20 protein-coding genes are annotated in these 22,249 nt (G+C 67.1%); 7 read left to right on the top strand and 13 right to left on the bottom strand.

The window, feature by feature from the left end; translation table 11 throughout:
- Nucleotides 1-68 precede the first annotated feature (68 nt).
- The gene (locus AC6EI8_RS10460; RefSeq protein ID WP_150082832.1) at nt 69-905 is read right to left on the bottom strand and encodes an IclR family transcriptional regulator; all 837 of its coding nucleotides are present in this window, start codon (nt 903-905) and stop codon (nt 69-71) included.
- 262 nt (nt 906-1,167) lie between these two features.
- Here AC6EI8_RS10460 and AC6EI8_RS10455 point away from each other — a divergent pair, with 262 nt between their 5' ends.
- Together AC6EI8_RS10455 and AC6EI8_RS10450 are read left to right on the top strand one after the other, a co-directional pair.
- A complete protein-coding gene (locus tag AC6EI8_RS10455; RefSeq protein WP_265633620.1) occupies nt 1,168-1,422 on the top strand; it encodes a helix-turn-helix domain-containing protein in 255 nt (84 codons plus the stop codon).
- Nucleotides 1,415-2,689, top strand: coding sequence for a type II toxin-antitoxin system HipA family toxin (locus AC6EI8_RS10450; protein ID WP_498381884.1), 1,275 nt, complete (start codon nt 1,415-1,417; stop codon nt 2,687-2,689). Before AC6EI8_RS10455 ends, AC6EI8_RS10450 begins: the two co-directional genes overlap by 8 nt.
- Nucleotides 2,690-2,738: 49 nt before the next feature.
- On the opposite strand, the gene AC6EI8_RS10445 is transcribed toward AC6EI8_RS10450, so the two are convergent.
- The 6 genes from AC6EI8_RS10445 to AC6EI8_RS10420 form a co-directional block, all read right to left on the bottom strand.
- The gene (locus AC6EI8_RS10445; protein WP_498381890.1) at nt 2,739-5,546 is read right to left on the bottom strand and encodes a molybdopterin-dependent oxidoreductase; all 2,808 of its coding nucleotides are present in this window, start codon (nt 5,544-5,546) and stop codon (nt 2,739-2,741) included.
- A 76-nt stretch (nt 5,547-5,622) separates the two neighbouring features.
- A complete protein-coding gene (locus AC6EI8_RS10440) occupies nt 5,623-6,852 on the bottom strand; it encodes an NAD(P)/FAD-dependent oxidoreductase (RefSeq protein WP_226106228.1) in 1,230 nt (409 codons plus the stop codon).
- Nucleotides 6,849-7,202, bottom strand: a complete 354-nt coding sequence (gene nirD / locus AC6EI8_RS10435; RefSeq protein WP_187829076.1) for a nitrite reductase small subunit NirD — start codon at nt 7,200-7,202, stop codon at nt 6,849-6,851. The genes AC6EI8_RS10440 and nirD overlap by 4 nt, the downstream gene beginning before the upstream one ends.
- A gap of 108 nt (nt 7,203-7,310) precedes the next feature.
- Nucleotides 7,311-9,917: a nitrite reductase large subunit NirB gene (nirB, locus tag AC6EI8_RS10430; protein ID WP_498381883.1), complete on the bottom strand. Its 2,607-nt coding sequence runs from the start codon at nt 9,915-9,917 to the stop codon at nt 7,311-7,313.
- 88 nt (nt 9,918-10,005) lie between these two features.
- Nucleotides 10,006-11,358 (bottom strand): MFS transporter, encoded by a 1,353-nt coding sequence (locus tag AC6EI8_RS10425; protein ID WP_265633624.1) that lies wholly within the window; start codon nt 11,356-11,358, stop codon nt 10,006-10,008.
- 523 nt (nt 11,359-11,881) lie between these two features.
- Nucleotides 11,882-12,391 carry a winged helix-turn-helix transcriptional regulator gene (locus AC6EI8_RS10420; RefSeq protein WP_265633625.1) on the bottom strand — a complete coding sequence of 170 codons (510 nt, stop codon included), beginning with the start codon at nt 12,389-12,391 and terminating at the stop codon, nt 11,882-11,884.
- 88 nt (nt 12,392-12,479) lie between these two features.
- Here AC6EI8_RS10420 and AC6EI8_RS10415 point away from each other — a divergent pair, with 88 nt between their 5' ends.
- Entirely contained in the window at nt 12,480-13,100 is a 621-nt protein-coding gene (locus AC6EI8_RS10415) for a GNAT family N-acetyltransferase (protein WP_265633626.1), read from the top strand.
- 18 nt (nt 13,101-13,118) lie between these two features.
- Here AC6EI8_RS10415 and AC6EI8_RS10410 read toward each other — a convergent pair whose 3' ends face one another.
- The 3 genes from AC6EI8_RS10410 to AC6EI8_RS10400 form a co-directional block, all read right to left on the bottom strand.
- Entirely contained in the window at nt 13,119-13,814 is a 696-nt protein-coding gene (locus AC6EI8_RS10410) for a DsbA family oxidoreductase (protein WP_265633627.1), read from the bottom strand.
- A 137-nt stretch (nt 13,815-13,951) separates the two neighbouring features.
- Nucleotides 13,952-14,899, bottom strand: a complete 948-nt coding sequence (locus tag AC6EI8_RS10405) for a hypothetical protein (protein WP_498381882.1) — start codon at nt 14,897-14,899, stop codon at nt 13,952-13,954.
- Nucleotides 14,880-15,482, bottom strand: a complete 603-nt coding sequence (locus AC6EI8_RS10400) for a DUF6932 family protein (RefSeq protein WP_498381881.1) — start codon at nt 15,480-15,482, stop codon at nt 14,880-14,882. The genes AC6EI8_RS10405 and AC6EI8_RS10400 overlap by 20 nt, the downstream gene beginning before the upstream one ends.
- A 177-nt stretch (nt 15,483-15,659) precedes the next feature.
- Here AC6EI8_RS10400 and AC6EI8_RS10395 point away from each other — a divergent pair, with 177 nt between their 5' ends.
- The 3 genes from AC6EI8_RS10395 to AC6EI8_RS10385 all read left to right on the top strand — a co-directional run bounded on the left by AC6EI8_RS10395 (nt 15,660) and on the right by AC6EI8_RS10385 (nt 18,275).
- Nucleotides 15,660-16,253: a TetR/AcrR family transcriptional regulator gene (locus AC6EI8_RS10395; protein WP_498381880.1), complete on the top strand. Its 594-nt coding sequence runs from the start codon at nt 15,660-15,662 to the stop codon at nt 16,251-16,253.
- A 164-nt stretch (nt 16,254-16,417) separates the two neighbouring features.
- Complete coding sequence (locus AC6EI8_RS10390) at nt 16,418-17,107, top strand: type 1 glutamine amidotransferase domain-containing protein (protein ID WP_498381879.1); 690 nt, start codon at nt 16,418-16,420, stop codon at nt 17,105-17,107.
- 70 nt (nt 17,108-17,177) lie between these two features.
- Nucleotides 17,178-18,275: an NADH:flavin oxidoreductase/NADH oxidase gene (locus AC6EI8_RS10385; protein ID WP_498381878.1), complete on the top strand. Its 1,098-nt coding sequence runs from the start codon at nt 17,178-17,180 to the stop codon at nt 18,273-18,275.
- A 117-nt stretch (nt 18,276-18,392) separates the two neighbouring features.
- On the opposite strand, the gene AC6EI8_RS10380 is transcribed toward AC6EI8_RS10385, so the two are convergent.
- The 3 genes from AC6EI8_RS10380 to AC6EI8_RS10370 form a co-directional block, all read right to left on the bottom strand.
- Nucleotides 18,393-19,244 carry an EamA family transporter gene (locus AC6EI8_RS10380; RefSeq protein WP_498381889.1) on the bottom strand — a complete coding sequence of 284 codons (852 nt, stop codon included), beginning with the start codon at nt 19,242-19,244 and terminating at the stop codon, nt 18,393-18,395.
- 195 nt (nt 19,245-19,439) lie between these two features.
- A complete protein-coding gene (locus AC6EI8_RS10375; RefSeq protein WP_149316322.1) occupies nt 19,440-19,724 on the bottom strand; it encodes a hypothetical protein in 285 nt (94 codons plus the stop codon).
- A 136-nt stretch (nt 19,725-19,860) separates the two neighbouring features.
- A complete protein-coding gene (locus AC6EI8_RS10370; RefSeq protein ID WP_223819542.1) occupies nt 19,861-20,283 on the bottom strand; it encodes a VOC family protein in 423 nt (140 codons plus the stop codon).
- A gap of 531 nt (nt 20,284-20,814) precedes the next feature.
- On the opposite strand from AC6EI8_RS10370, the gene AC6EI8_RS10365 reads away from it, so the two are divergent.
- Nucleotides 20,815-22,203 (top strand): FAD-binding oxidoreductase, encoded by a 1,389-nt coding sequence (locus AC6EI8_RS10365; protein WP_226106214.1) that lies wholly within the window; start codon nt 20,815-20,817, stop codon nt 22,201-22,203.
- Nucleotides 22,204-22,249 lie beyond the last annotated feature (46 nt).

The raw sequence follows: 22,249 nt of genomic DNA, 5'->3' as shown, positions 1-22,249 counted from the left end.
TGATGTCTCCATATCCGTGGTCCTTTTCTTGTTGAGGGTCGTGCAGAGGCACTGCCGCGCCGTCTCGGCTACGGCGTATCGGCCGGCGACAGCGTGGCCCCGCCCGTGCGTGCCGCGGTGCCGCGATGCGGCCAACGGTCGGGCAGCGACGCCTCGATGGCGCCGAGATTCGCAACGATGCCGTCGGCCTCGCGCCGCAGCGCCTTGGCCATCGCGGCCTCACGTTCGGTGATGCGCTCGTTCAGTGCGGCAATGCTCAGCGCGCCGAGCGGATAGCCGTCCGGGCCCGGCAGGGCGATCGCGATGCCGCCCATGCGCTCGACCACCACATCGAGCAGCACCGCATAGCCGCGTTCGCGCGTCGCTTCGACATGGCGCAGCAGCGCGGCCGTGCTCAGCCGCGGATAGCGCTTGAGCGCCGGCGCCACGCAGCGCAGTACCGCGTCGATTTCGTCGTCGGGAAGGGCGGCCAGCAAGGCCAGGCTGCCGGCGCCCACGCCGAGCGGGCGGCGGCTGCCGATATCGAGATAGTTGGCGCGGATCGGGAAATTGCCGAAGCGCAGTTCGGTGCAGACCGATTCCCAGCCGCTCGGCACCGACAGGATGGCGGTGTCCTCGAACGCGCAGGCCAGGCGGATCAGCGCGGGACGGGCGAGCGGGCGCATGTCGAGACGCCGCAACGCGGCCGCCCGCAGCACCAGCCATTCGGGGCCGGGGCTGAAGGCCTTGGTGGCAGGATCGCGCGAGACCAGCCCTTCTGCCGCCAGCGTATCGAGCAGCCGCAGCGCCGACGCCTTGTCGACGCCCGACGCCTGCGCCAGGTCGGTCAGCCGCGTATTACGCGGGTCCGACAGCGCTCGTAGCAGCTGGCAAGCCTTGCGCAGCGACGATCCCTGCGTCGTCATCCGGCCGTCTCCCTGTTCTGGTCATTTTGCGGAATGAAACCGCAGATGCCGTTATAGGGCGGCTGGAGGGCTGAGTCATTTTGCGGCGCGTCAAAGTTTCGCCCGATGAAACTTGTGGGCATGTCATTCGTTCGTTGCCGACTGGCGTTGTCGGGGACAGTGTTCCAACACGAAGCCATGCCGACAGAAAACCGTTCCCGAGGTTCGTTTTTTTGTACATTTCCCTATAATCGAACAACAAAAGTCCGGTATTTTTGACATCATGCACACTGCGTACACCCCACAAGAGCTTGGTCAGCTGATCCGAAGCACACGTAGGGCGGTCGGCACCACCCAAGCGGAGATGGCCGCCGCGTTGCAGGTGCGCCGTCAGACGATCGCTGAATTGGAAAGGGGTGGGAACGTAGGTATGCACGTGATGTTCAACGCCCTGGTCTATTTGGGTAAAGGGATCGCCATCGCAGATGCGCGTCCCACGGCCGAGGCGTTGCGAGCCATGTTGGACGACGATGAATGACAAGCTGAAACGCCTGCAGGTCACCACCCCTCAAGGGATTTCGGGCACGATCGACAAGGAGTCCCGTTATGTCTTCAATTACACGGCGACGGAGCGCGAATGCGAGGTTGCACTGGGCATGCCCATTCGCGCCGAAAGCTACGGCAGCGCCGTCTTGCATCCGATCTTTGCGATGAACCGGCCCGAGGGCTATTTGCTCGAACGCATTCGACATCGCTTTGGAAAGCTCATGCAGCTCGACGATATGCGCCTGCTCGCGCTGACCGGCGAGAACCAGATTGGACGCCTTCGCTACGAGGTACCGGGTAGCGGGGTCAAGCGTTCCAAGGCGTCGACGGTGGGCCTCTCCACAGTCCTGGAGTCCGACGCGTCGACCGACTTGTTCGAGTATCTCGTCGACACCTATCTGCAATCCGGCATTAGCGGAATTCAGCCCAAGGTCATGATTCCGGACGCGGACAAGGACAGTACGGTGCTGGTCGAGCGCGCGACGTTGATTGCCCCCGACCTGATAGTCAAGGCCAGCGGCGAAGGCTATCCGTATCTGGCGCAGAACGAGTTCTTGTGCATGGAGGCAGCTCGGCGGGCCGGCATCTCGGTGCCTCAGTTCTGGCTGTCCCAGAGCGGCGCGCTGTTCGTGATGGGGCGCTTCGATATGGCGGAGGAGCGGCAGCTCGGCTTCGAGGACATGGCCGTGCTAATGAACAAGACCGCCGAAGAGAAATACCTCGGCGCGTACGAACATATCGCGAAGGTGATCAATGTCTATTGCGGGCCGAACGCGCCGGACAGCTGCAGGCGGTTCTTTGACTATCTCGCCTTGACGGTGATGGTGCGCAATGGCGATGCACACCTGAAGAACTTCGGGTTGCTCTATCGGGACCCTCACACGAGCGCACCGGAGCTTTCACCGCTTTACGACGTGGTAACGACCACCGTGTACAAGTACCAGAATCGGTACGGTGTGGAGCTGACCGACCGCGAACTGGCACTCAAGCTCGCGAAATCGAGGCGCTATCCGGACCGCAAGACGCTGCTCGATTTTGGCAGGAACGTTTGTGGAGTCGCCAATCCAGAGCAGGCCCTGGAGCGCATCGGCGATGCAATGAGCGACACGCTGCAGGCCGATTTCCCCGGAATCGACCCCAAACTGTTGAAGGCCCTGCGCAAGGAATGGGACGGCGGTCGTCTTGCAATGGCGCCTGACCACGTCTATCAGCAGGCAGCCATCAACCATCTGTCCGGCTCGCACCCGGAATCGATTTGAATCAGGAGCCTGCAGATACGGCGGATCAGCGGGCCGCTCCCGATGCGAACTACCCCGCAAACACCGGCTCGTCCCGATCCACCTTTGCCGCGGCCAGCAGCGCGTTCAGTTCGGGCACGCACGAACCGCAATTGCCGCCGGCCTTGACGCAGGCCGTGATCTCGGCCGCGCTGCGCAGGCCGTGTTCGCGAATCGCGTCGCAGATGGTATTGCGGCCGACGCCGAAGCACGAGCAGACGGTGGGGCCGGCATCGACGCCCGGCTGGGCGGCCTGGCCGATCAGCAGGCCGATGCGGTCGTCGTCAACGAGCCGGTCCTTGGCGAACAGGCTGCCGAGCCAGGCCCGGGCCGGCAGGTCGGGCCGCGTCGAGACGTAGACGCAGGCCTGCAGGCGGTCGTCGACGACCAGGGCGGCGCGGTAGACGCCGGCGGAACGGTCCTCGTACTCGATCCAGTCTGCCTCCGGGTCGGCCGCGCCGAGAAGCTGCCGCGCCCACGCAGCGCGATCGGCGACCGATTCACGGCCGGCGAACTCATAGCGCTGGAACTGCCGGCCGGTCACGCGCGTCCACCAGGTCAGCGCGCCGCAGTCCAGCGTGTCGCGCGCCAGCGCAAAGCCGTGCCATGAGACCGGAAACGGATCGACCCGGACCGGCGTGTGCTTGAACTCCGGCTCGCCGGAGACTGGATCGACGACGGGATTGACCAGCGCGCCGACGCGCGCGTCGGAACTGAACTGCCCGTTCCAGTGGATCGGCACAAACACGCTGCCGCGCGGAATGCCGCCGCCATGGCGCACGCGTACCACCATCGCGCCCCAGCGCGTCGACACCCGCGCGAGGCGGCCTTCGCCGACGCCGCACAGCAGCGCGTCCTGCGGATGCATGTCGACGAAGGGTTCGGGCAGATGCTCGGCCAGGCGCGCCGACTTGCCGGTGCGGGTCATCGTGTGCCATTGGTCGCGCACGCGGCCGGTGTTCAGGATCAGCGGATAGTCCTCGTCGGTAGCGTGGACGGGTTTGCGCGGCGCGGTGGCGACGAAGCGCGCGCGCCGGTCCGGATGCGAGAAGCCGCCGTCGGCGAACAGCCGTGTCGTGCCATTGCCGTTGCCGCTGGCGCGCACCGGCCATTGCACCGGTTGCAGCGTGTCGTAGCCGTGGGCGTCCAGGCCGGCCAGGCCGCCGATGTCGAAGGCGCGCGGGACCGTGTCTTCCCTGCGGGCATGGCCGTTCTCGTTGCTTTCGTGGCTGTCGTTGCTGTCATTGCGGTATGCCGACAGCCGCGCATGCTCGTCGAAGATCTCGCGCGGCGATCCATAGTCAAAGCCGGCAAATCCCATCCGGCGTGCGACCTGGCAGACGATCCACCAGTCGGCGCGGGCCTCGCCGGGCGCGGGAAGGAAGGCGCGCTGGCGCGAGATGCGCCGCTCGGAGTTCGTCACCGTGCCGTCCTTTTCGCCCCAGCCCAGCGCCGGCAGCAGGATATGCGCGCTGTCGTTGGTATCGGTGCGGGTGACGATGTCCGACGCGATCACCAGTTCGCAGCGCTGCAGCGCGCGGCGAGCCTGGTCGGCGTCGGGCAGGCTGACCACCGGATTGGTGGCCATCACCCACACCGCCTTGATGCGGCCCTGTTCGATCGCCTCGAACAGCTCGACCGCTTTCAGCCCGGGACGATCCGCGATGGCCGGCGCATCCCAGAAGGTCTGCACCAGTTCGCGATGGCGCGGCTCGGTCAGATCCAGATGGGCGGCCAGCATGTTGGCCAGGCCACCGACCTCGCGTCCGCCCATCGCGTTCGGCTGGCCGGTCAGCGAGAACGGGCCCATGCCGGGCTTGCCGATGCGGCCGGTCAGCAGGTGGCAATTGATGATGCTGTTGACCTTGTCGGTGCCAGCCGACGATTGATTGACGCCCTGCGAGTACGCGGTAACCGTACGTGGGGTCTCGGCGAACCATTGGTAGAAGGTCAGCAGATCGGTTGGATCGACCTTGCAGGCGCGGGCGACGGCAGCCGGATCGGCCTCGCCGGCGGCGGCCTGCAACGCGGCCGCCAGCGCGTCGTCGCCATCGGTATGCGCCTGCACGAACTGCGCATCGATGGCGCCCTCGCGGTGCAGATAATGCAGCAGGCCGTTGAATAGCCAGACGTCGGTGCCCGGCCGTATCGGCAGGTGCAGGTCGGCGAGATCGCAGGTGGCGGTGCGGCGCGGGTCGATCACCACCAGCTTCATCTGCGGGCGTTCGGCCTTGGCCCTGGCCAGCCGCTGGAACAGGATCGGATGGCACCACGCGGTGTTCGAGCCGACCAGCACCACCAGATCGGCCATCTCCAGGTCCTCGTAGCAGCCGGGCACGATGTCCTCGCCGAACGCGCGCTTGTGGCCGGCCACCGCCGAGGACATGCACAGCCGCGAGTTGGTATCGATATTGGCCGTGCCGATGAAGCCCTTCATCAGCTTGTTGGCGACGTAGTAGTCCTCGGTCAGCAACTGCCCGGAAACATAGAGGGCGACCGACTCCGGACCGTGGCGCGCGATGATGTCGCGCAGGCCGGAGGCCGCGCGATCGAGCGCCTCGTCCCACGACGCGCGCCGCAGCGTGCCGTCGGCCGCGCGCAATTGCGGATGCAGCAGGCGCTCGTTCAGGTCGACGGTTTCGGCGAGCGCCGAGCCCTTGACGCACAGGCGTCCCGCGTTGGCGGGATGCGAGGGATCGCCGGCGACCTCGACGGTGCCGTCGGCGTGCCGCTGCGCGCGCACGCCGCAGCCGACGCCGCAGTAGGGGCAGGTGGTCTGCACGCTCGCCACCGGCGTGGACGGCGCCGCGGCGTCTTCCGCGGCGCCATCTTGCGTGATGGCGCCCGCGGCGATGGCGACTGGAATATCGGAGAGTTTCACACCTTGCCCCTTGCTGGCTTGCTGCTGTGCGCGATCACGCGGCTACCGCCTCGCACTGTGCCTTGCCGAACAGCAGCCGGTTGCGCATCGCGCCGATCGGCGTGCCGTTCTGGATCAGCTCGAAATACCACGGACCGTCCTGCACGTCGCCGTACAGCACGGCGCCCGCCAGCCGGCCCTGTTGCAGCACCAGGCGCTTGTAGACGCCGCGGCGCGGGTCGCGCAGCACCAGGTCCTCGCTGTCCTCGCCGCCGACGATGTCGCCGGCCGAGTACAGCTCGACGCCGCTGACCTTCAGCCGCGTGGCCGTGGCCTGCTGGACATAGCGGCGGTGTCCGGCACCGGCCAGGTGCGCGGCGCACACGCGCGCCTGATCCCAGATCGGCGCCACCAGCCCGAAGGTGGCCTGGCGGTGCTGCACGCATTCGCCGACGGCATAGATGCGCGGGTCGTAGGTCTGCAGCGTGTCGTCGACCACGATGGCGCGCTCGCAATGCAGGCCGGCGGCGCGGGCCAGCTCCGCGTTCGGACGCACGCCGGCGGCCATCACGACCAGATCGGCGGGAATCCGCGCGCCGTCGGCCAGGCGCACGCCGGTGACACGCTCGTCTCCAAGGATCTCGCTGGTATTGGCGCCGAGCAGGATGCGCAGGCCGCGCCGTTCCAGCGTGCGCTTGAGCAGCGCGGCGGCGTTGGCGTCCAGCTGGCGATCCATCAGCGCATCGCCCAGATGCAGCACGGTGACGTCCATGCCCTGGCGCAGCAGGCCGTTGGCCGCCTCCAGCCCGAGCAGCCCGCCGCCGATCACCACGGCATGGCGATGCGCGCGTGCCGCCGCCAGCATGGTCTCGACATCCTGGATGTCGCGGAACGCGATCACGCCGTCGAGCTGGTGTCCGTGGACCGGGACGATGAAGGGACGCGAGCCGGTCGCCAGCAGCAGCCGGTCGTAGCGGACCTCCTTGCCGGACTGCGAACGCACCAGCCGGCGCGCGCGATCGATCGCCACCACCGGATCGCCGGCCAGCAGCGTGATGCCATGGCGCGCATACCACTCGCGCGGATGCAGCATGATTTCGTCGACGGTCTTTTCCCCGGCCAGCACCGGCGACAGCAGGATGCGGTTGTAGTTGCCGTGCGGCTCGGCGCCGAACACGGTGATGTCGTACAGGTCGGGCGCCAGCGCCAGCAGCTCCTCGACGGTGCGCATGCCGGCCATGCCGTTGCCGACCACCACCAGGCGGGGCTTGTCGGTTCGCGTCATGCCGCCACCCATACCTTGCCGTCGTAGACGCGCGCCGGATAGGCGGGCACCGAATGCTCCGGCGCCTCCAGGCATTCGCCGGTGCGCAGGTCGAAATGCTGCTTGTAGATCGGCGAGGCCACCACCAGCCGGTCGCCGAGGTTGCCGACCAGACCACGCGACAGCACCGAAGCATCGGCGTTCGGATCGTAGTTGCCGATCGCGAAGACCTGGTTGTCCGGGCCGACGCGGAACACCGCGATCTGCTGATACCCGACCAGTGCGCAGACGCCGGTGTTCGGCACGATGTCGCGGAGCGCGCAGACGGCGGTCCACTGTTCGGAAGAAGCGTGCGTGGCAGACTGGCTCATGATGGTTTCCTCGGCTGCGTAGGGCATGGCGGCTGATGTGGCGACTGACGTGACGACAGATGTGGCGGCTGACGTGGCTGGTGTCGTTCGGCTGGCGAAAGGGTCCGGTTACGCTACCGGGTCCGCCTCGGCGATCCGATCCATGCGGACCAGCGGCACCGCCACCGGGCGCTGCGCCGGCATGCCGCCGCCAGCGCCGCGTTGCAGCTTCCGTTCCTCTGGCGTGGCCGGACGGATCTGGCCGCGCTCCTGCACGAACACGACATGCTCGTCCCCTCGCTCGCTGTTGACGAAATGGTGGAAGCGCTGGCGCGTCTGCGGATCGGTGACGGCCTTCTTCCATTCGCACTCATAGGTATCGACCACCAGTTGCATCTGCGCCTCGAGCTCGGCCGCGATGCCGAGGCTGTCGTCGACGACGACGGCCTTCAGGTAGTCGAGGCCGCCTTCGAGGTTGTCGCGCCAGACGCTGGTGCGCTGCAGTCGGTCGGCGGTGCGCACGTAGAACATCAGCACGCGGTCGATGTAGCGGACCAGCGTGTCGCGATCCAGATCGCTGGCCAGCAGCTCGGCATGGCGCGGCTTCATGCCGCCGTTGCCGCAGACGTACAGGTTCCAGCCCTTGTCGGTCGCGATCACGCCGATGTCCTTGCCCTGCGCCTCGGCGCATTCGCGCGTGCAGCCGGACACGCCGAACTTGATCTTGTGCGGCGCGCGCAGGCCCTTGTAGCGGTTCTCCAGGTCGATGGCCAGGCCCACCGAATCGCCGACGCCATAGCGGCACCAGGTCGCGCCGACGCAGGACTTCACGGTGCGCAGCGACTTGCCGTAGGCGTGGCCCGATTCGAAGCCCGCTTCGATCAGCTCTTCCCAGATCAATGGCAGCTGCTCGACGCGCGCGCCGAACAGGTCGACGCGCTGGCCGCCGGTGATCTTGGTGTAGAGCCCATATTTCTTCGCCACGCGGCCTACCGCGATCAGCCCGTCGGGCGTGACCTCGCCGCCCGGCATGCGCGGCACCACGGAATAGGTGCCGTCCTTCTGGATATTGGCCAGGAAGTAGTCGTTGGAGTCCTGCAGGCTGGCGTGCTCGGGCTTGAGCACGAATTCGTTCCAGCACGAGGCCAGGATGCTGGCGACGGTCGGCTTGCAGATGTCGCAGCCCTGGCCCTTGCCGTGCGCGGCCAGCAGCGCGTCGAAGGTGCGAAAGCCGCCGACGCGGACCAGGTGATACAGCTCCTGGCGCGAGTAGGCGAAGTGCTCGCACAGGTGGTTGTTGACCGCCAGGCCCTGCTTCTTCATCTCGGCCTTCATCAGCTGCGTGACCAGCGGCACGCAGCCGCCGCACGCGGTGCCGGCCTTGGTGCAGGACTTCAGCGCGCCGATGCTGGTGGCGCCGTCGCCGACCGCGGCGCAGATCTGGGCCTTGGAGACGTTGTTGCAGGAGCAGATCTGCGCGCCGTCGGGCAGTGCATCGACCCCGAGGCCGGGTCTGGCCTTGCCGTCGGAGGGCGGCAGGATCAGGAATTCGGGCGATTCCGGCAGCGGCATGCGGTTCAGCATCATCTGCAGCAGCGTGCCGTATTCCGCCGCATCGCCGACCAGCACGCCGCCGAGCAGATAGGTGCCGCACTCGGACACCACCAGCTTCTTGTAGACCTCCTTGCGCTCGTCGGCGAACTGGTAGACGCGCGCGCCGGGGGTGTGGCCGTGCGGGTCGCCGAGGCTCGCCACGTCCACGCCCATCAGCTTGAGCTTGGTGCTCATGTCGGCGCCGGTGAAGGCGGCCTCGTCGCCGAGCAGCTGGCTCGCGGTCACGCGGGCCATGTCGTAGCCGGGCGCGACCAGGCCGAAGATCTTGCCCTGCCACAGCGCGCATTCGCCGATCGCGAAGATGTCCGGGTCGGAGGTGCGGCACTGGTCGTCGATCACGATGCCGCCGCGCTCGCCGACCGCCAGGCCCGCCGCGCGCGCCAGTTCGTCGCGCGGACGGATGCCGGCCGAGAACACGATCATGTCGGTGTCCAGATGCGTGCCGTCGGCAAAGCGCATCCGGTGCGTACCGTCCTCGCCGTCGACGATCTCGACGGTGTTCTTGCCGGTATGCGCGGTGACGCCCAGCGCCGCGATCTTCCGCCGCAGCATCTGGCCGCCGCCGTCGTCGACCTGCACCGCCATCAGCCGCGGCGCGAACTCGACCACGTGGGCCTCCAGACCCATGTCGCGCAGCGCCTTGGCGCATTCGAGGCCAAGCAGGCCGCCGCCTACCACCACGCCGGTGCGCGAGCGGGCGCCGCACTCGCGCATCGCTTCCAGGTCCTCGATGGTGCGGTAGACGAAGCAGTCCGCGCGATCGCGGCCCGGCACCGGCGGCACGAAGGGATAGGAGCCGGTCGCCAGCACCAGCTTGTCGTAGTGCAGCGTCTCGCCGGTCGACACGGTGACCGTGCGCGCGGCGCGGTCGATCGCCGTGGCGCGCGCGTTCAGCCGCAGCGCGAAGCCGGTCTCGTCGAAAAAGCCGGGCGCGACCAGCGACAGGTCCTCGGCGCTCTTGCCCGCGAAGAACTCGGACAGGTGCACACGGTCATAGGCCGGGCGCGGCTCCTCGCACAGCACGGTGACCTGCAGGTTGGGGCCGCCTTCGTCGCGCGCCTGCGCCAGGCATTCGAGCAGTTTGTGGCCGACCATGCCGTGGCCGATGATGACGAGCTTCATGATGCGTTCCTTGTTCGTGGGCGCCTGCGTGGGCATCTGTTCTTGCGTTCCGGTCCGTTCTTGTGGGCAGTGGGGCGGGCGGGATCGGCTAGCTGGCGAGCGCGCTTTCCAGCAGCGCCTGCTCACGGGCCTTGTGCTCGGCCGAGAAGCGCACCGCCACCGCGCACAGCGCCGACAGCACGACCAGCACGCCGAGCACCATCAGCGTTTGCTGCAGGCTGCCCAGGCTCTTCATCAGCAGGCCGGCGGCCACCGCGCCGACGTTGCCGCCCGCGCCGATGATTCCGGACACGCCGCCGAGCGCCTTGCGATCGATGAAGGGCACCAGCGCATAGGTGGCGCCGCATGCCATATGGGTGAAGAGACCAAAGGCCAGCATCGCGATCACCGCCAGCGCGACCGAATTCGACTGCGAGAACCACAGCAGGCCCAGGCCCTCGCCGAGCATCAGCACGAACAGCAGCGTGGTGCGGGCGCTCAGGCCATGGGTGCGCGCGACCTTGTCCGAGGCCCAGCCGCCCAGCGCGCGGGCGAACAGCGCCAGCAAGCCGAAGCTCGCGGCGGCCAGGCCCGCGGCCTTCAGCGACAGCTCGAACTTGTCGACGAAGTACATTGCGGCGACGTTGTGGATGAAGATCTCGACGCCGAAGCAGGCGCCGTAGGTCACGAACAGCAGCCACACGCGATAGTTGGCGCTGGCGGCGACGAAGCTGGCCCAGCCGCCTTTCTTGCCGCCGTCGATGGCAATGCCCTGCGCGCGCAGTTCGGCGTAGTTGCCCTGCGGGCAGTCCTGCGTGAAGCGCCAGTACAGCGCGGCCATCAGCAGCATCGCGACGCCGGGCACCAGCAGCGCCACGCGCCAGCCCATCGCCTCGCTGACGCCGAGCATCAGCACGCCGGCCAGCAGCAGCGGCATCAGCCCTTGCGCGGCGCCGCCGCCGGCATTGCCCCAGCCGGCCGAGGCGGCGTTGGCGGTGCCGACCACGTTGGGCGCGAACATCACGGAGGTGTGGTACTGCGTGATCACGAAGCTCGCGCCGATCGCGCCGATCAGCAGCCGGAAGAACAGGAAGGCCTCGTAGGTCTGCGCCATCGCCACGCCCAGCACGGGAATCGCGCCGAGCACCAGCAGGCCGGTATAGGCCTTGCGCGGGCCATAGCGGTCGCACAGCGGACCGATGATCAGCCGCACGAGGATCGTCACCGCGACGGCGGCGATATTGATGTTGGCGACCTGGTCGGGCGTCAGGCCGAACTCGCCGCGCAGCATCGGCATCAGCGGCGCGCAGGCGAACCAGGCGAAGAAGCAGATGAAGAACGCCATCCAAGTCATATGGAAGGCGCGCATCTGTGGCGTGCGGAAGGTGAACAGCGCGATGCGGGTCGCTTTGCCTTGCGCGCTGGAATTCAGGCTTGCATCGGGGCTGGGGGTCGCTGCCATGCTTGGCTCCAAGAAAACAAAAGGCGTCCCGAGAGCCGAGGCGGGAATGCGATCGGTTCAGGGGACGCCGTTGTCCTGACGCCGGCGGTAAAAACCGCCGACGCGCTGTGTGTCTGGAGCGGGCCGCCGTTGGTCCGCTCGCGTCACAATTCAGCAAGCGGCATGCCAGGGGGTTTTGTGCTGTGGGATGCAGAAACGGCGCTGCCGCGGCGCGGCATACGCCACGCGATGCGCGCTGTTGGGGCGGGGCGGCACGACGATGGTGCGGCGCAATGCGCGGCGGCGGTGCGGCCGCCTGGTCGGCGTGGGAGGGGCCGGGGATGCTGGAGGGCCGGGTGGCGTCGGTCGCCTTCGTGACGTCGCTGGCGTGGGTCGGCTCGGACCAGGGGCAGGGCCAAAGGCCGGGTAGGGCAGGGCTACGGCCGGCCAAGGCCAGGGGCTAGGGGCTAGGGGCTAGGGCTAAGCCTAAGGCTGGGCCTAGCGCCAAGGCCAGGGCCAGGGCCAGAGGGCGGGGCCCGTCGGGCTAGCTGGCTTCGGACGGCGATGGCTGGGAGCGGGCGGCCTCGCCCGGCGCCGCATCCGCGTCCGGATAACGTGCGCGCACCACCTTCAACTGGTTCGGCGGCACCTCGTTGCCGGCCTCATCGAGCAACGCGGCGTGGACCTTGAGCCCGCTGCTGGCCGAACGCACCTCCATCAGCCCGCAGCCATCCTTCAGATGACGGTCGCCCCACTGCATCAGCCCGATCAGCACCGGCAGCAGTTCGACCGCGGCGCGTGTCGGCCGGTAGGCGAAGCGCTCCCGCTCACCGGGCTCGCGATAGCCGACCCGGCGCAGCAGGCCGGCCTCGGTCAGCGTCTTCAGCCGGGCGGACAGCACCGCCGGCGAACATTGCAGCCGTCCAAGCAGGTCGTCGAAGCGGCCGACGCCGTTCAGCACATCGCGCAGGATCAGGATCGACCACTTCTCGCCGATCAGCGAGAGCGTGCCGGCGATCGAGCAATGGCGGAGGTCTTCGTGGGTCAGTTCCATGAACGAAGCATAGCAGGCTGACTTCATTTGCAAAAGTCAGGTTTCCGCCTATACTCTGGCTACGACAAATGAAGTCAGGATGCCGCTCATGCCCGCCGTCTTGCGTGCCGCCGAAATCGCTCCCTTCCTGTTTGCCAAGCCCCTGGCGTTCGGCGACTTCCCGCAGACCTGGACCATCAAGGGAGGGCAGACCTTGACGGCCCGCGCGGTGCGGCCGGAGGACTTCGCTCGTCAGCGTGCCTTCGTCGACGGGCTGTCGCGCGAGAGCCGCTACTACCGCTTCCTGACGGGCGGGCTGGTGTCCGACGAGTTCATCGCACAGTTCGTCCGCAGCCGCTGCGCGCTGGTGCTGACCACGCGGGAGGAGGGCGATGGCGCCGAAGAACGCATCGTCGCCAATGGGGAATACGTGGCTGGGGAAGGCGGCGTGGCCGAATTGGCCCTGGTCGTGACCGACCGCTGGCAGGGGCGCGGCATCGGACGCCGGCTCGTGCAGACCCTGGTGCAGGGCGCCCGGGCTCAGCGCCTGCGCGCCTTGCGTGGCGAGGTGTTGAGCGAAAACCGCCGCATGCTGGCGATCCTGCGCGAGCACGGCTTCTCCGTGCGGCTGCATCCCGGCGACGCGTTGCTGCACGAGGCCATGCTGACGCTGGCGCCGGCCCGGCAAACCAACGAGTGGCTGCCGGAGGACTGGTTCGCGATGCGCTGAGCCGCGGCGGCGCGGCGTTCAGCCTTTGGCGCCTTCAGCGCCTTTGGTTCCTTCAGGACCTACGGCGCTTTCCGTGCCCTCGGCGAGGATCTGCCGGATCACCCGTTCGAACGCTTCGGCCGGTTGTCCGCCGGTGACCAGATAGCGCCCATTGAAGATGATCGACGGCACCGAGTGAATGCCCATGGACTGGTATTCCCTTTCCTCGGCGCGGACCTCGCCGGCATAGTCGCCGCCTTCCAGCACGCGCCGCGCCGCGGCGCCATCGAGTCCGGCCGACTGCGCCGCCTCGACCAGCACGTCATGGTCGCTCGGATCCTTGCCCTCGCCGTGATAGGCCCGCAGCAGCGCCAGCTTCAGCGGCAACTGATGGCCTTCGAGCCGCGCCCAATGCAACAGCCGATGCGCGTCGAAGGTGTTGTACACGCGCTCGCGCGGACCGAACGAAAAGCCGACATCGGCGCCGCGCTCGCGAATCATCGCCTGCGTCTCGGCGATCTGGGCCGGCGTGCGGCCGTACTTGTTGCCGAGATAATCGACGATGGCCTCGCCGTCGGGCCCCATGTCGGGGTTCAGCTCGAACGGGTGCAGCACGACCTCGGCGTCGACCTCATCCCCGAGGTGCGACAGCGCCAGCTGCAGCGAGGACAGGCCGATCGCGCACCAGGGGCAGGCGATGTCGGAGACGAAGTCGATTTTGAGGGCTGGGGGCATGGATCTTTCCGTGACACGATCTGTTTTGCAATGCGGCTGGGTCGTACGGCCACATGAATGCGCGACAGATTAACCCGAATGACTGATCTCTGCTCTGAATGCCAGGATGACTTGTCGGACCCTTGTCGCACTTACTATTACGATTGGGCCCGGATAAACCGAAGCAACGTGTACGAAGCCCGCGACTTGCCGCTTCCTTGCTTGACCGTCTTCTCCTGCAGTTCGACCAACCAGCGTTTTCCCACGATGTCCGCGGCACGGGCGCCGGCACCGCGATGTTCGTCTTCTCCATTTCGCTGGATGACATCGGCGGCAACGATCCCCTTCAGCACGGGCCCGGCCGTGGGGTGCAACTCGAACCGGCGTGCATCGGGAACGAGAAAGAGGACACCTTCCCGCTGAATAATCGTTTCGTCGATCACGGTGGCGTCCGCTCGCTCCCTGCCTCGATGCAGGCTATGGCTATCGAACGACAGCTCGCGGTCTCCTTCAACGAGTCGCAGCGTGGCGCCGTTGTCGTCAAGGACACGGAGAAAATCCCTGATCGCAAAGAGCGTCCTGTCGTCGAGGGTCTCTGCCGCTTCTTCGAATGCTGTCGGATTCTCGGCCGCGATGTTGGCCAACAGGTTGCTCACGTCTTCCAGGGTTTGCTGGAGGGACGCAACGATCGGTTCGCTGGCCTCGCCATTCTCTTGCAGGACAAATCCAAAGGAACCCCGCACAACATCGGTGACCAGCATCGTGGAGATGTCCCGACGCGGCACCGGTCCACGCGTCGCCAGCGGGCCCAGCGCCTGGCTGGCCATACGCTTGGTGACCAGTTCCTGATAATGGCTGATGGCGTCGGCAGCAAAGTCGGCTCGGATTCCCCGGGATCCCACTACGGGTGTTCCGCCAAAGAAGACCGCAACTTCGGCGTTGGAAGGCAAATCGGACTCCATGCGCGCGAGCCGTTCCGCCACGTCTGCCCGGCGATGCGTCAGTTGCAGCCAGCCTAGCGGGTCCTCTTTCTCCGTGCGTCGGGCGAGCAGTGCATCGAGGGTCGATAGTTCTGCCTGCAGGCTGTCAAGTTCCAGCTTTCTCATCAGAGCCCCCTGTTTCCAGCACGGCAAGCGCGGCGGCATCGTTGTCGACAAGGCCAACTTGCAGCATGCCCTTCCAATGATATGAATTCCGCTGGTGGGAAAAGAGCCCGAACCAGTAACGCGTGTCATCGACCAGCAGGGACCCTGGGCTCTGAAGGTCCATCAGGAATGCCTCACAGTGATATCGCGCCTTTACCGTTGCCGGTATCAGCAAATCGAGATGCTCTTGCTGGAAGACGTTCCACTCTGCGTTGTCGCGCGCTTCCTTCGGCCGCTCCACGAAGGTGACGACGTCAATGTCGCCGGGCGGACGCATGCGGGCGCTTTCGACGTCTTCGACGAAGCTGCCATCGAGCCATTGAAATCCTTGTGTCAAGCCAATGTCCCTCAGTGCCTTCCGATATGCCAGCAGGCCACGGAAGATGGTTTTTCGCGCTGGCGATTTCGCGAATCTCCGGGCCACATCTTCGATGCCGACCTGATAGGGGGACATGGAGCCGCGGCGTGCTGGTGAGTCGCCTACGAAAGGGGGTAACACGCCCGATGGCGTAAAAGCCGGAATCACAGTGTCGATCTCCGTCATGTGTGATTCCGAATGCTGCCCGGATGACGGATCCGCAACTTGCGACTAACTGAGCCGTCGATCGATTTAGGTATGTCGGAGCGGCTTATGAGATTCTTCTGACGCCGGTTGAGCCGACTTGGACGACGTCGTTCAAATTACTAGACGACCGGTCTAATTCTGCTATCATCCCACCCCATGGCAACCACCACTACCACTGACGTCCGCCAGCACATCCTCGACACGGCCAAGCCGATCATGCTCCGCAAGGGCTTCTCGGCGGTGGGGCTGAACGAGATCCTGCAGGCGGCGGGGGTGCCGAAGGGGTCGTTCTATCACTATTTCGGCTCCAAGGAAGCGTTCGGCGAGGCGCTGCTCGAATCGTATTTCGCCGACTATCTGGCCCACCTCGAACAGATGCTGGTGCGCGGGCAGGGCGATCACGGACAGCGGCTGATGCGTTACTGGACCGAGTGGCAGCACGCGCAGGGTACCGAGGATCCCGAGGGCAAGTGCCTGGCGGTCAAGCTCGGCGCCGAGGTTTGCGACCTGTCGCAGGCGATGCGCGGCGCGCTGGAGCGCGGCACCGGGCAGATCGTCCAGCGGCTGGCGGCATGCATCGAGGCAGGGTTGCGCGACGGTTCGCTGCGGGAGATCGACGACCCGCATGGGCTGGCGACGACGCTGTACCAGCTGTGGCTCGGCGCCACGCTGTTGGGGAAGTTTCGGCAGGACGGCAAGCCGTTCGCGCTGGCGATGGCCGCGACGCGGCAATTGCTGAAGCTGTCGTAGAAGAGCAGGGCCGGCGGACAACCCGCCGGTGGCGACGCGGCAATGAGGCGTCGCTTTTTTTGGCTTCGTTACTAGACGACCGGTCTAATTCCGGCGTTTCCGTTTCGGTTATCTCCGTTTCAGTCACCTCCATTTCACCGAATCGACCGACAAGGATTCGCATCATGAAACTGCTGATCGTATTGACCTCGCACGACCGCCTCGGCGACACCGGCCAGAAGACCGGCTTCTGGCTGGAGGAACTGGCGGCGCCGTACTACGTGTTCCGCGACCAGGGCGTCGATATCACGCTGGCCTCGCCGCAGGGCGGGCAGCCGCCGCTGGACCCGAAGAGCAGCGACCCGGCTTCCCAGACCGACGCCACCCGGCGCTTCGAGGCCGATGCGGAGGCGCGCGCCGCGCTGGCGTCGACGCGCAAGCTGGCCGAGGTGTCGATCGACGATTTCGACGCCGTGTTCTATCCCGGCGGCCACGGCCCGCTGTGGGACCTCGCCCAAGACCGGCATTCGATCGCGCTGATCGAACGGGCCATCGCCGCCGGCAAGCCGGTCGCGGCGGTGTGCCACGCGCCCGGAGTACTGCGCCACGTCAAGGGACCGGACGGCAAGCCGCTGGTCCAGGGCAAGGCGGTGACGGGCTTCTCCAATACCGAGGAAGCGGCGGTCGGCCTGACCGACGTGGTGCCGTTCCTGGTCGAGGACGTACTCAAGGCCAATGGCGGCCGCTATGAAAAGGCCGCGGACTGGCAGCCGTACGCCGTCACCGACGGGCTGCTGATCACCGGCCAGAACCCGGCTTCGTCCGAGCCGGTCGCGCACGCGCTGCTCGGCGCGCTGGCGGCACAAGGCCGCTGAGGGCACTTCGTGCCAGACGCCTCTTGCTCAAGTTCGCTCCTGTTTTGATCTCACTGAAGGAAAACAATAGATGTCCGCGCTGTTCCAACCGTTCCAACTGAAAGATGTCACGCTGCGCAACCGTATCGCGGTGCCGCCGATGTGCCAGTACGTCGCCGAGGACGGCGTCATCAACGACTGGCACAAGGTCCATCTGGCCGGCATCGCGCGCGGCGGCGCGGGTCTGGTGATCGCGGAGGCGACGGCCGTCTCGCCCGAAGGCCGGATTACGCCGGGATGCGCCGGCCTGTGGAACGACAGGCAGGCCGAGGCATTCGCTCCCGTGGTGAGCGCCATCAAGGCCGCCGGCGCGGTGCCCGGCATCCAGATCGGCCACGCGGGGCGCAAGGCCAGCGCGAACCGGCCGTGGGAAGGCGACGACCATATTCCCGAAGGCGATCCGCGCGGCTGGCAGACCATCGCGCCTTCCGCCATCGCGTTCGGTGCCGGGCTGCCCAAGGTGCCCCGTGCGATGACGCTCGACGATATCGCCCGCGTGCGCGCCGATTTCGTCGCCGCCGCAGAGCGGGCGCGCGACCTCGGCTTCGAATGGCTGGAGTTGCATTTCGCGCATGGCTATCTGGCGCAGAGCTTCTTCTCGCCGCACTCCAACCAGCGCGACGATGCCTACGGCGGGTCGGCCGAGAATCGCGGCCGCTTCCTGGTCGAGACGCTGGCGGCGGTGCGCAAGGTCTGGCCGGAGCGCCTGCCGCTGACCACGCGTTTCGGCGTGATCGAATACGACGGCCGCGACGAGGAAACGCTGAGCGAAGCCATCGCGCTGACGCAGCGGCTCAAGCAGGAAGGGCTGGACATGCTGAGTGTCAGCGTCGGCTTTTCGACGCCGGAGGCGAATATCCCGTGGGGTCCGGCGTTCCTCGCGCCGGTGGCCGAGCGGGTGCGTCGCGAGACCGGCCTGCCGGTGGCATCGGCCTGGGGCATCGATACGCCGCAGCTCGCCGAACGCGTCGTCGCCCAGCAGCAGCTGGACCTCGTGATGGTTGGGCGTGCCCATCTGGCCGATCCGCATTGGCCGTATCACGCGGCCAAGGTGCTCGGCGTCGAGCGCGCCGCGTGGACGCTGCCCGCGCCCTACGCCCACTGGCTCGAGCGCTACAAGGTCGCCTGAGCGCGACGAGGGTCCCGCTGCGGCGGGGCCCTGAGCGCGCCCTACGCGCATGGCTCGAGCGCTACAAGGTCGCCTGAGCGTGACTGCGGCCGCGCGACGGCGGGGCCTTCAGCGCCTTCACGCGGCCGAGCCGGTGCCCCGCGCCTCCGCCTTGGCCGGGCGGCGCGCACCGGCCGTCGCGGTGCAGCCGATCGACGCGACGATGATGCAGCCGATCGCCAGCCACTGCGTGGCGCTCAGCTGCTCGTGCAGCATGACGAGCCCCGCCAGCGCCCCCATCGCCGGCTCCATGCTGAGCAGGATGCCGAAGGTCCGCCGCGGCAGCCGCTTGAGCGCGACCATCTCCAGCGAGTAGGGAATCGCGCTGGACAGCACGCCTACGGCCAGCCCGCCCAGCAGCAGCGCCGGGCTGAACAGCGCCGTGCCCGCATGGGCGAAACCGAACGGAAACACCACCAGCGATGCCATCAGCAAGCCCAGCGAGGTCGCCTGGCCGCCGTGGGCATTGCCCGCGCGTTGGCCGAAGATGATATAGAGCGCCCAGCCGACCCCGGCCGCGAGCGCATAGCCGATGCCGACCGGATCCAGATTGCCGGCATGTTCGCGCAACGGCAGCAGCAACAGCAATCCGATCACCGCAAAGGCGATCCAGAGGAAATCGATCGCACGCCGCGACGAGGCGATCGCCACGGCCAGCGGGCCCGTGAATTCGATCGCAATCGCCAACCCGAGCGGCACCGTCCGCAGCGACATGTAGAACATCAGATTGGTCGCACCCAACGCCGCGCCGTACAGCGCGATGGCACGCGCATCGGCCCCCTTCAGCGGCCACCGCCACGGCCGCCACGCAATCAGCAGGATCAGCGCGGAAAACCCGACGCGAAGCGCGGTGGTGCCCTGCGCGCCGACCGCATCGAACAGGCTCTTGGCAAACGACGTGCCGATGCACAGCGAGGCCATCGAACCCATCAGGGCAAGCACGGCGAGCAGGGTGGAACGGTCTTGGGAAGCGGGAGAGGACACGGTTTCTTGTTTTGTGGTCCGACGGGCGGGCCGATCGGGCTCTCGCCGCAACCATACCGGCGCGGCGGTGGATGAGGCGCAAGTGTAGTGGAAGGCGTGGGTATGGGACAGCCAGCAAAGCCGATTGGACCGAACCGGCGCTTACTGCGCCTCCGCACTCCCTGCCGGTCCTGCCTGCGTTGCCCCGTTCTGTTCGACCTGCTTCGCCTTGCGCATCCCTCGCAGATTCAGCGCGGCCAGCGCGAACTGCAGCACCACCAGCGCATAGGCGCTGGTGTGCAGGCCCCAGACGACCCACAGCACATTGCTGAGCAGGAAGACCCAGAAGCCGACCTTGCGGCGCGTGGCGATGCGCGAACCGATCAGCCAGGTGGCCGCGACGGTGATGGCCATCGCCGGCCATTGCAGCATGTCGATCCAGTCCATCGCCTCTCCTGGTTGCGTGTCGGCCCATGCAGGCCGAACGCCGCCAGCATAGGCCGGAGCGCCTACCGCGGGACACCGGCGTCGGGCCGCATCGGCTGTCAGCCGATTCCGACACCGGCGCCGCGGCCCGCAGCCCTCAGCTCGCGAAGGTGACGTAGCCCTCGGGCGAGATCGGCCAGGCCGGGTTGTAGGCCACCTCCCACAGGTGTCCGTCCGGATCGGCGAAATAGCCCGAATAGCCGCCCCACGGCAAGGCGCGCGCCGCCGATACCAGTTCGGCGCCGCTGGCCACGGCCTGCGCCATCAGGCGGTCCACTTCCTCGGGCGATTCGACGTTGTGGCCCAGCGCCGAGCCGCGTGCGCCGGGGCTCGACGGCCCATGGATTTCCGCCTCGAAGGAGGTCTTGTTCCATAGCCCGACGATGAAGCCGTTGAACTGGAAGAACGCGATGTCGCCGTTGTCGAATACCGGCGACCAGCCCAGCCCACCGCAATAGAAGGCCTTGGCGCGGTCGAGATCGGCGACGGGGAGGGTAACGACGGAGATGCTTTGCTTCATGATGGCCTCGCTGAAAAGGCTGCACGGCATGCCGATGGGGCAGCCGACACAGCGTCGAACGAAAAGGCTTCGCGCCGAGACCGGGGATGGACAGCAAGTCGACGTGTCGACGTGGACGCACGCGGCCCTGCCCACCGGATCTGCGGGCGAAGGTCGCGGGTCGGCAGGCGCCGACAGAACCCCTGATTCGGGGCGGGCGGACTAACCGATACCGCCGCTGTCTTTTTCGACGCCGCGATTATCCCGCACGACGTCGGCACCCGCAAATTCCGCTTGCCTTCCCATGGAATGGCTAGAATGGCGCGCGGAATGGCACGCAATCAGCCCGGCTTTACATTTGCCAACCCCCCGCCTTAAATGTTCCGCACCAGCGCCCTCCGCCGATCCCGCCTTCTACCCTCATCCTCCCAGGTCCCAGACCCGATCGATCCGGGCACGCACACCACGTGATGGCCATCACCCGGCCACCGCGCGGCCCCAGGCCGGACAGCCTGTCGAGGGCGCTGCGTCAAAAGCAAGACGAGGTGCGCCATGACCAGTGTGACCAGGGAAACCATCGACCAATGGAAGTCGGGTATGCGGGGAGCGGTGTTGCAGGCAGACGATCCCGGCTATGAGGAAGCGAGAAAGGTGTGGAATGCCACGGTGGATTGCCGGCCGGGCGCGATCGCCCGTTGCGCCGGCGCCGCCGACGTCATCAGCGCGATCCGCTTTGCCAGGCAGAACGGCATGCGCGCGGCGGTGCGAGGCGGCGGCCACAACATCGCCGGCACGGCGGTCTGCGACGAAGGACTGGTGCTCGACATGTCGACCATGCGGTCCGTGGTGGTCGATCCGCAGGCGCGGGTGGCCTGGGTCGATCCAGGCGCGACGCTCGCCGATTTCGATCATGAGGCGCAGGCCTTCGGGCTGGCGACGCCGCTGGGCATCAACTCGACCACGGGCGTCGCGGGGCTGACGCTCGGCGGCGGCTTCGGCTGGATCAGCCGCAAGTACGGCACCACGGTGGACAATTTGCTGGGCGCGCACATCGTCACGGCGGACGGCAAGTTCCGCCGCGTCGATGCCGACAACGATCCCGATCTTTTCTGGGCCATCCGCGGCGGCGGCGGCAATTTCGGCGTGGTCACGCAGTTCGAGTTCGAGATGCATCCGGTCGGCCCCGAAATCTACGGCGGCCTGGTGGTGTATCCGTTCGAACAGGCGGCGCAGGTGTTCCCGCGCTATCGTGACTTCATCGAGGCCGCGCCCGACGAACTGACGGTATGGGCGGTGTTCCGGCTGGCGCCGCCGCTGCCTTTCCTGCCGGCCGAGGTGCACGGCAAACCGGTGATGGTGCTGGCCAGCTGCTATATCGGCCCGTCGGCCGATGGGGCGGACGCGGTCGCGCCGCTGCGCGAATTCGGCCAGCCCTATGGCGAGCACCTGGGCGCGATGCCCTATACCGCGTGGCAGAAGGCCTTCGATCCGCTGCTGACGCCGGGCGCGCGCAACTACTGGAAGTCGCACAATTTCGCGCGGCTGGACGACGGCATGCTGGCGGTGCTGAACGATGGCCTGGCGACGCTGCCGTCGCCGGAATGCGAGATCTTCATCGGCGCGCTCGGTGGGCATGTTGGCCGCGTGCCGGTGGACGCCACGGCCTATGCGCATCGCGATGCCAACTTCGTGATGAACATCCACGGCCGCTGGCAGCAGCCCGCCGACGACCAGCGCTGCATCCAGTGGACGCGCGGCCTGTTCGACGCGCTGACGCCGTTCGCATTGGGCAGCGTCTACGTGAACTTCCTCACGCAGGACGAGACCACGCGGGTGGATGCGGCCTATGGCAGCAACTATGCGCGGCTGGCGCAGATCAAGCGCGAATACGATCCGGACAATCTGTTCCGCGGCAATCAGAACATCCGGCCGGCGCAATAAGGCAACCACGCAACCACGCAACCACGCAACCACGCAACCACGCAAC

Source organism: Cupriavidus sp. R6-3, assembly GCF_059772245.1.
The sequence above is the reverse complement of the archived record's forward strand: the minus strand, read 5'-3'. Positions and strand labels throughout refer to the sequence as shown.

Excerpts from the sequence above, each read along its gene's own strand:
- AC6EI8_RS10460 (WP_150082832.1), bottom strand. The coding sequence starts at position 905 with ATGACGACGCAGGGATCGTCGCTGCGCAAGGCTTGCCAGCTGCTACGA.
- AC6EI8_RS10455 (WP_265633620.1), top strand. The coding sequence starts at position 1,168 with ATGCACACTGCGTACACCCCACAAGAGCTTGGTCAGCTGATCCGAAGC.
- AC6EI8_RS10450 (WP_498381884.1), top strand. The coding sequence starts at position 1,415 with ATGAATGACAAGCTGAAACGCCTGCAGGTCACCACCCCTCAAGGGATT.
- AC6EI8_RS10440 (WP_226106228.1), bottom strand. The coding sequence starts at position 6,852 with ATGACGCGAACCGACAAGCCCCGCCTGGTGGTGGTCGGCAACGGCATG.
- nirD (WP_187829076.1), bottom strand. The coding sequence starts at position 7,202 with ATGAGCCAGTCTGCCACGCACGCTTCTTCCGAACAGTGGACCGCCGTC.
- nirB (WP_498381883.1), bottom strand. The coding sequence starts at position 9,917 with ATGAAGCTCGTCATCATCGGCCACGGCATGGTCGGCCACAAACTGCTC.
- AC6EI8_RS10425 (WP_265633624.1), bottom strand. The coding sequence starts at position 11,358 with ATGGCAGCGACCCCCAGCCCCGATGCAAGCCTGAATTCCAGCGCGCAA.
- AC6EI8_RS10420 (WP_265633625.1), bottom strand. The coding sequence starts at position 12,391 with ATGGAACTGACCCACGAAGACCTCCGCCATTGCTCGATCGCCGGCACG.
- AC6EI8_RS10415 (WP_265633626.1), top strand. The coding sequence starts at position 12,480 with ATGCCCGCCGTCTTGCGTGCCGCCGAAATCGCTCCCTTCCTGTTTGCC.
- AC6EI8_RS10410 (WP_265633627.1), bottom strand. The coding sequence starts at position 13,814 with ATGCCCCCAGCCCTCAAAATCGACTTCGTCTCCGACATCGCCTGCCCC.
- AC6EI8_RS10405 (WP_498381882.1), bottom strand. The coding sequence starts at position 14,899 with ATGAGAAAGCTGGAACTTGACAGCCTGCAGGCAGAACTATCGACCCTC.
- AC6EI8_RS10400 (WP_498381881.1), bottom strand. The coding sequence starts at position 15,482 with ATGACGGAGATCGACACTGTGATTCCGGCTTTTACGCCATCGGGCGTG.
- AC6EI8_RS10395 (WP_498381880.1), top strand. The coding sequence starts at position 15,660 with ATGGCAACCACCACTACCACTGACGTCCGCCAGCACATCCTCGACACG.
- AC6EI8_RS10390 (WP_498381879.1), top strand. The coding sequence starts at position 16,418 with ATGAAACTGCTGATCGTATTGACCTCGCACGACCGCCTCGGCGACACC.
- AC6EI8_RS10385 (WP_498381878.1), top strand. The coding sequence starts at position 17,178 with ATGTCCGCGCTGTTCCAACCGTTCCAACTGAAAGATGTCACGCTGCGC.
- AC6EI8_RS10380 (WP_498381889.1), bottom strand. The coding sequence starts at position 19,244 with ATGGGTTCGATGGCCTCGCTGTGCATCGGCACGTCGTTTGCCAAGAGC.
- AC6EI8_RS10375 (WP_149316322.1), bottom strand. The coding sequence starts at position 19,724 with ATGGACTGGATCGACATGCTGCAATGGCCGGCGATGGCCATCACCGTC.
- AC6EI8_RS10370 (WP_223819542.1), bottom strand. The coding sequence starts at position 20,283 with ATGAAGCAAAGCATCTCCGTCGTTACCCTCCCCGTCGCCGATCTCGAC.
- AC6EI8_RS10365 (WP_226106214.1), top strand. The coding sequence starts at position 20,815 with ATGACCAGTGTGACCAGGGAAACCATCGACCAATGGAAGTCGGGTATG.